The 7,472-nt window shown below is 70.4% G+C and carries 4 protein-coding genes; 3 read left to right on the plus strand and 1 reads right to left on the minus strand.

Annotated elements, in window-relative coordinates:
- Nucleotide 1: 1 nt before the first annotated feature.
- Nucleotides 2–4,333, plus strand: coding sequence for a TIGR02266 family protein (locus ACN469_RS27770; protein ID WP_498772497.1), 4,332 nt, complete (start codon nucleotides 2–4; stop codon nucleotides 4,331–4,333).
- A 121-nt stretch (nucleotides 4,334–4,454) separates the two neighbouring features.
- The gene (locus tag ACN469_RS27775; RefSeq protein ID WP_498772499.1) at nucleotides 4,455–5,081 is read left to right on the plus strand and encodes an outer membrane beta-barrel protein; all 627 of its coding nucleotides are present in this window, start codon (nucleotides 4,455–4,457) and stop codon (nucleotides 5,079–5,081) included.
- Nucleotides 5,082–5,091: 10 nt separating this feature from the next.
- On the opposite strand, the gene ACN469_RS27780 is transcribed toward ACN469_RS27775, so the two are convergent.
- Nucleotides 5,092–6,435 (minus strand): glutamate--cysteine ligase, encoded by a 1,344-nt coding sequence (locus ACN469_RS27780; protein WP_498772501.1) that lies wholly within the window; start codon nucleotides 6,433–6,435, stop codon nucleotides 5,092–5,094.
- Nucleotides 6,436–6,496: 61 nt separating this feature from the next.
- Here ACN469_RS27780 and ACN469_RS27785 point away from each other — a divergent pair, with 61 nt between their 5' ends.
- Nucleotides 6,497–7,312 (plus strand): EI24 domain-containing protein, encoded by an 816-nt coding sequence (locus ACN469_RS27785; protein ID WP_498772503.1) that lies wholly within the window; start codon nucleotides 6,497–6,499, stop codon nucleotides 7,310–7,312.
- The last annotated feature ends 160 nt before the right edge of the window (nucleotides 7,313–7,472 follow it).

The following is a 7,472-nucleotide window of genomic DNA, read 5'->3' on the forward strand; positions in this document are numbered from 1 at the left end:
TGTGTCCAAGCTGCTTCCGCTGCGCATCCGCCTCCCGTACAGCACGGAGGAGGAGTTCATCGACAAGTACGGCTCGAACGTGGCGCGCGGAGGCGTGTTCGTCGCCACGCGCGCGCTGAAGCCCGAGGGCACGGGGCTGGCGTTCGAGTTCGTCCTCGCGGACGGCAGCCGGTTGCTGCGCGGCGAGGGCGTGGTGGTGAAGGCGCAGGTGGACGCGGGCGTCGGGCGCTCTGGGATGACGGTGCGCTTCGTGAAGCTGGACGCCGCGAGCAAGGCGCTCGTCGACCGCGTGGTCGCGCGTCGTGCCGCGCCCGAGCCACAGCAGACAGTCCCCGGACTGGTTCGCAAGACGCAGGCACCCAAGCCGGTTGCGCCACGCGCGCCTGAGCCACCCGAGCCGCCCGCGCAGGTTCCGGCGGAGTCCCAGGACGACCGCTTCGCGGCCGAGGCCGAAAGTCCTGCTGGTGCCACGGAGACAGAACAACGTGGCCACTTCGCGGCCGAAAGCTCCGCGTCCTCGGAGGCGTCCTCCTTCGCGCCCGAGAGCGACGACTCCGCGCAAGGTGGGCTCTTTCCCTCCGATAGCGACGACACCACGGGGACACCTCCAAGCGGCCACTTCGCTCCCTCGAGCGATGAAGGCGAGACGCCCCGCACGGCCCCGAGCCAGCACAGCGCCGTAGACGCGCGGCACGTCGAGGACACCGGTCCTGGCCTGTCTGCCGAAGCGGAACCGCCAGCGGCACACCCTGACGACGGTGCGTTGTCAGACGAGGCGGCGCTCAACGCGAGTGCGGCGGTCGCCGATGAGTCCTCGGGATTCGGGAACGCGCTTGAGCCGACGTCGCCCGCGAGGGCGGAGAGTGCCGAGGCCACCGCATCCGCCCCCCCTGCTGACAGCGCGCTCGCCGCTGACGAGGAGCGCGAACTCGACTTCGACATCACCGCGAGCTTGTTTGACTCCGATGAGGACGAGCCCTCGTCCGGGAGTGCGCCGAGCACCGGCACCGTCTCGACGGAGCAGTCCTCACAGGCGACGGCGGAGAGCTTCCCGGATACAGGGGTAGCGAGGTCCACCCGCGACCTCCTCCCTTCATCGGAGTCATCGGCGAGCGCGGTGAGTGCACCGGAGTCCGGCGCGGACACTGCGACTGACGCTTTCGTCCAGGAGCACGACGCCCTCACGCGGGACGCGACCTCGGATGCAACCACCGAGGAACAGGCCTCGACCTTCGAGTCCTCGTCGACTGACGCGGGTGCAGCGGTCTCGAGCCTCGAAGCGGAGACCTCCGCGACTGTCACCACCGAAGCCTCCCCGCACCTCTCTGGTGAGGGAAGCTCGGACACCACCGAGGACACGTCTTCCGAGGTGCCTTGGTTCGGGACACCGGAGACCCCAGCGTGGGAGGCCAATCCCGCCGAGGTGGCCACCCCCACCCTTCGCGATGCGTCCACCGGCCTGACTCCAGGGGCCGAGGACGAGGCTTCGTCTTTCAGCCCGCGGGGCATCGACGAAGAACGCGCCGAGCCAGCGAACACCTCGGAAGCACCGATTCGCGCGGACGAACCATCGTCTCGCGTTGAGTCGATTTCCACGACGGGTGTTCACGCGTCCTCGTCGCCCATCGAGTCCACGAGCGACACAGACCCGTGGGGCATCAAGACAAGCTCCATCGGCACTGAAACAACCGCCACGGAAGCGGCCTCGACCCAGTCACTCGCGGCGAGTGGCGAGTCCACCTTCGCCACCGACACGGACCCGCTGGCGCGTATCGAGTCGACGACCACCAACGCCTCTTCAGTCGACACGGCGCATATCGAGGCCAACGCCGGCACCGATGTGGAGTCCACGGCAGCGGCACTGCCTCGCACCGAGAACGCGGCATCCGCGGCAGCGCAAGAGACCTCGGCCCCGACGGAGCCACTCGCCAATACAGGGCTCCTGGCGTCCACGGACACGGCGTCCCCTGCTCGAACTGAGCCATCAGACGCCCCGTCTGCGAACGAAACACCCGGGTCCAACACCGACACGGATGCAACGGCGACAGGGACAGCAACCTCGGGTCCAATAACCGCGCAGGTCTCCACGGAGCCCACTGCCCCTGGCTCGTCCGAGACACGAAGCGACGCCAGTGAGCCCACCTCCGCGACGGCGACAGGTGCACCCACGGCGCTCGCCGAGCAAAGCCCGACGGAGCCCACCGCCCTCAGCGACACCGAGGTGCGCGCCACCTCCAGCGAGTCCACCGCCGCGACGGCGACAGGTGCACCCACGGCGCCCGCCGAGCAAAGCCCGACGGAGCCCACCGCCCTCAGCGACACCGAGGCGCGCACCAACTCCAGCGAGTCCACCGCCGCGACGGCGACAGGTGCACCCACGGCGCTCGCCGAGCAAAGCCCGGCGGAGCCCACCGCGCTCAGCGCCACCGAGGCACGCGCCACCTCCAGCGAGTCCACCGCCGCAACGGAAGCACCGGCCTCCGTTACTCAGCCTGCTACCCCAGCCGAGCAAGCACCCACGACGCTGGCCTTTCAAGCCAGCAACACGGGTTCGGCCGAAGCCACCGCCCAGGCACCAGGGGCCACCACACCCTCCCCTGCGCGCACGGAGCCCACCCCCACCACGTCTCCGCGCCCCATCACCGAGGCGCGCACCGAGCCCACCGAAGCACCCGCCCCCCAGGACGTCGACACCGCGCGCAATCGCCGCCGTGCGCTCCTCGATGTCCCTGTCTCCGCGCCCTCCACCTCTCCCGCCATTCCGGAGGTGGTGCTCGGCATCGACCTGGGCACCTCGCACGCGCGGGTCGCTGTCTTCCACGAAGGCGTCGCTCGACTCGTTCCACTCCCGGGAACGGACGGCAACGAGCTACCCGCGCTCGTCGCGGTGGACGGCAGTGACGAACTGCTCGTCGGCCCCTCCGCGCAAATCGAGGCCATGCGCGCTCCCCGTCGTGCCGCGCCTGGTCTCATGCGCCTGCTCGGCCTTCGCGCTCGCTCTCCCAGACTCCGCGCCCTGGCCCCGCAGCTCCCCTTCCCCGTCGCCGCCGACCCGAGCGGAGATGCCTGCGTGGAGCTCGGTGGCCGGCTCGTCGCCCCCACCCTCTTCACGGCCCTGCTCCTGCGCGAGCTGAAGCACGCCGCCACCACCTTCGTCGGACGCAAGGCCACTCGCGCCGTCATCTGCGCCCCCACCCACTTCACGGACCGCCAGCGCGCGGCCCTCCGTGACGCGGCCACCCTCGCGGGGCTCGACGCGCAGCGCATCCTCACCGCTCCCGCCGCGGCGGCCCTCGCCCACGGCCACGGACGCGGCATGGCTCGCAAGCGCGTGCTCGTCGTGGACCTGGGCGGCGGAGGGCTCGGCGTATGCGTGGTGCAAGTCACCGGCGATGACCTGGAGGTCATCACCACCGGCGGCGACCCGATGGTGGGCGGCCTGGACTTCGACGCCCGCATCGCGGAAGCCCTCGCCAGCGACCTCGCCACCCAGGGCATCCCCCGCCCCGAGCACCCGCTCGACTGGGGCCTCCTGCGCACCGCCGCCGAGACCGCCAAGGTGGCCCTCTCCGAGCGCGAGCAGGTGGAGGTGCCGCTGTCCTCGGGCACCGTGCCGCCACTGACCCGCGAGCGCATGGAGGCCCTCACCGCGGACCTCGCCCAGCGCGTCACCTCCGTTGTGCGCGAGGTGCTCGACTCCAACGCCCTCTCGCCCCAGGGACTCGACGCCGTGCTGCTCGTGGGCGGGCAGGGACGCATGCCCCTGGTCCGCCGCCGGCTCGAGGAGAGCCTGGGCGTGCCCGTGCGCGACGACGTCGACGCCCGAGGCGCCGTGGCCCTGGGTGCCGCGCTGCTCGGCCACGGAATCCTCCTGGCCGAGGGCGGCAAGCCCGCCGCCTCCGTCTCCGAAGTCCTCTCCGCGCCCATCGGTGTCGCCGAGCGAGGTGGCACCCTGCGCCGGGTGCTCGAGCGCACGACACGGCTGCCCGCCGGCAAGACGCTCGTCATCCCCGTCGCGTCCGGCCCGGTGGAGCTCGCCCTCTTCCAGGGCCCCTCGCCGCTCGCCGCGGAGAACGAGTACCTGGGTCGGCTGTCGCTGAACGTGGAGCGCGCGGGCGAGGTCGAGCTGCACTTCGCGCTCACCGCCGACGCGGCCCTCTCGCTGGAAGCCACGCTGCCCGGCGTCCGTCGCCAGCCTGTCTCCCTCTCCCTCGAGGACCTGGACGACGCGGGGCGCGAGGCGCTCGTTGCCCGCTCGCCGCTGATTGGCGAGCCCGAGGCACGCCCCGGTGGACTGCTGAAGGGCCTGAAGAAGCTCTTCGGTCGCCGCTGAGCGCCCCTCCGTCAGGCCCCTCGCGGACCTTGCGGACCACCGCCCCTCCAGTGGTCTCTCTCTGTAACCGACTCAACGGATGCCCAGCTTTGCGCTGACCCGGACTTCGAGGAGGTATGCGATGCGTCGATGGATGGTGGGAGGTGTTGCCGTGGTGGCCTTTGCACTGGCGACTCCAGCCGTGGCGGCCGTGGGAGCGCAGAATGTCGCCCGCAAGCTGGGCGTCCGACAGGAGCCTGAAGTCGGCCTGGACGTGCGACTAGGCCTCGGCAGCTTCACGGGCGATTTGGGCGAAGATGTGGGCGTGGGAGCAACCTTCGGCATCAACGCCGACGCCCAGGCATGGAAGTACGTGGGGCTCGAGGTCGGCTACGAGCTTCAGCGCCTTCCCATCGATTCACGTCGAATCGACGATGAAGACGCGGGCCTGTGGCGCAACAACTTCGGAATCCTGGCCAAGGCGGGGCCGCTCATCGACCAGAAGTGGAGGCCCTTCGTCGGCGCGGGCTTCGGCTTGAGCTACCTGGACCCCTCCGACGGCGCGGACGACGTCTACCAGAACGACTGGATGACGGAGATTCCGCTCGCCGCGGGCGTGGACTATCGCTTCGGCAGCACCCTCTTCGCGGGGGCCCGGGCCACCTATCGCCTGCTGGGCGGCGAGGACGTCGTCGACCGTCCAGGCACCACCAGCGCGGCGAAGGGCAGCCTCTTCAACGCGAACCTCACGGTGGGCGGCCGCTTCTAGCCGCCCCGCCTTACACGCTCGCCAACGAGAGCACCGTCTCGGGGCGTGGGTCCTTCTCCCACGCCTCGAGCAGCACCGCCGCGGGGGAGCGCTTGGACGCGGCCACCTCCGCCAGCGGATCCAGCAGCGGAGCATCCGCCGCGTCCAGGCGCAGCAGGCCCCGACGGGCAATGCCCACCATCTCCTCCGCCAGCCGGTACAGCTCGCGCGTGCCCAGCTTCCCCGCCAGGCCCTCGCGGCGCGCGGTGTCGTGGAAGGCCAGGTGCTCGGTGTACGTCAGCTGGGGCAGCAGCTTCTCCGCCTCGTCCAACGCCGTGGCGTCATAGAGGATGCCGCGCCACAGCGCGCCCAGCGCGCCCGTCATCCCCGCAGTCCCACAGTCCGCGCCACGCACCTCGAGGACCTTCTTGAGGCGCACCTCGGGGAAGAGCGTGGAGAGGTGATCCGTCCAGTCCGCCAGGTCCGGAGGCTGTCCCTCGAAGCCCTGCTCGAGCAACTGTCGGAAGGTGAGCTTCGGGTGCAGGTACTGGCCCTCGCGGCGCAGGAAGAGCAGCGGCGCGTTCATCGCCCACTCGACATAGGCGCGGTACGAGAAGGAGCCGTCGAAGAACGCGGGCAGGTACCCACAGCGCGTCGGGTCCACCTCGTCCCAGACGCGGTTGCGGAAGGACAGGTAGCCGGAGGGCTTGCCGTCCACCAGGGGACTGTTGGCGTACAGCGCGTTCATCACCGGCGACAGCCGCGCCACCACCACCGTCTTCCGGACACAGTCCGCCTCGTCCTTCCAGTCGAGCGACACCTGTCCGGTGGCCGTCATCAACATCATGTTCAGCGCCAGCTGGCCCCGCTCCGGCAGGGTGCGCCGCATCACCAGGTAGCGCGACTTGGGCATCCACGGCATCGTCGCCGTCGTGCCCGTGGGGCGATAACCCAGCGTCACCAGCCGCAGCCCCAGCTCCCCCGCCGCCGCCTTCACCTGCTTCAGGTGGGCCAGGTTCTCAGCGTGGGCCTCGCGCGCCGTGTGGAAGGGGCTGCCGGACAGCTCGAACTGTCCACCCGGCTCCAGGGAGATGGTGGCCTCGCCGCGCTCCCGCTGGAGGGCGATGACCGGCGACTCGGGCGTCTCCCGGAAGGGGACGTAGCCGTCGGGAGCCAGCCGGTTCAACAGGGCCCCGACTCCGGACGGCCCCTCGTACGGGACGGGAGCGTCGGAACCCACGGGAAAGAGCAGCTTTTCGTGCTCCAAACCGAGGCGAAGGTGGCCCTGGGGCTTCTCGGCGGACCGAAAACCCGACACCAGCATGTCGACGGAGGTGATCGGCTCGGAGTTGGCGCGCTTGAGGTCGAGGGACATGAGCGCGCCCTATATAACGTGTAACTCCAGAGCCGCTTTCGATTTGCACACCGGCACCACCATGTCCCCCCCATCCCCCATCCCTTCCATCTCCCCGCAGCCCCGCCTGGCCGACTTCTTCCAAGGGTTGGGCCTGCTTGGCCGGGCCTTTGGCCTCATCTTCCGCTCCCGGCGCCTCTTCGTGCTGTCCGCCCTGTGCGCCGCCGTCACCGCGGTGGCCCTGGTGGGGCTGGCGTGGCTCCTGTGGCACCATGCCCCGGGGGCCCTGGGCTCTTTCTGGACCCAGCCGGAGTCCTGGTATGGCCGGGGGGCCTGGTACACGGTGCTCGTCCTGTCCTGCCTGGTGCTCTGGGTGGTGGGGGCCAACGTCGTGCCTCCGCTCCTGCTCGCCCCCCTCCAGGACCCCCTGTCGGAGGCCACCGAGGCCCTCTGTGGGGGAGGCGACGGTCCACCCTTCACCCTGGCCAGCTTCGTGCGGGGCATCGTCACCGGGCTTGCACACACGCTGGCGCGGCTGTTCTTCCTGCTCGCCGGGCTGACGCTCCTGTTGCCGCTCCACCTCATCCCCGGGGTGGGGAGCCTGTTGTGGACGGTGCTCGGCGGCCTGTGGACCATGACCTGGATGGCGGGCGAGTACCTGGCCGCCCCCATGACACGTCACCTCTACCCTTTCGCCGAGGTGAGGCGCATGCTCAGGCAGCGCCGGGCCCTGGGCCTGGGCCTGGGAGCGGGCGTCTACCTGCTCCTGTGGGTCCCCGTCCTGAACACCTTCTTCCTGCCCGTGGCCATCGTCGCCGGGACGCTCCTGTACCGAGGGCTGCGCGAGGCGAACGTCCTGCCGCCTCCGCCCACGAGCAGCCAGGGGGCGTTGCCCTGAAATAAACGCCTCCACCGACTGTCGGTGCATCCAGGTCGGGAACGCAGTGCCCGCCAGGGACGTTCTGCCTCTTCAGCGGAGAGTCGATGCCTTGAAGCACCAGAAAGCCGTGATTAGGCTTGCCCGGCCGCTTCAATGCCCAGCTACCGTTTCAAACGTT

It is taken from the genome of Corallococcus terminator, from assembly GCF_049194865.1.
GTDB classification, from domain to species: domain Bacteria; phylum Myxococcota; class Myxococcia; order Myxococcales; family Myxococcaceae; genus Myxococcus; species Myxococcus terminator_A.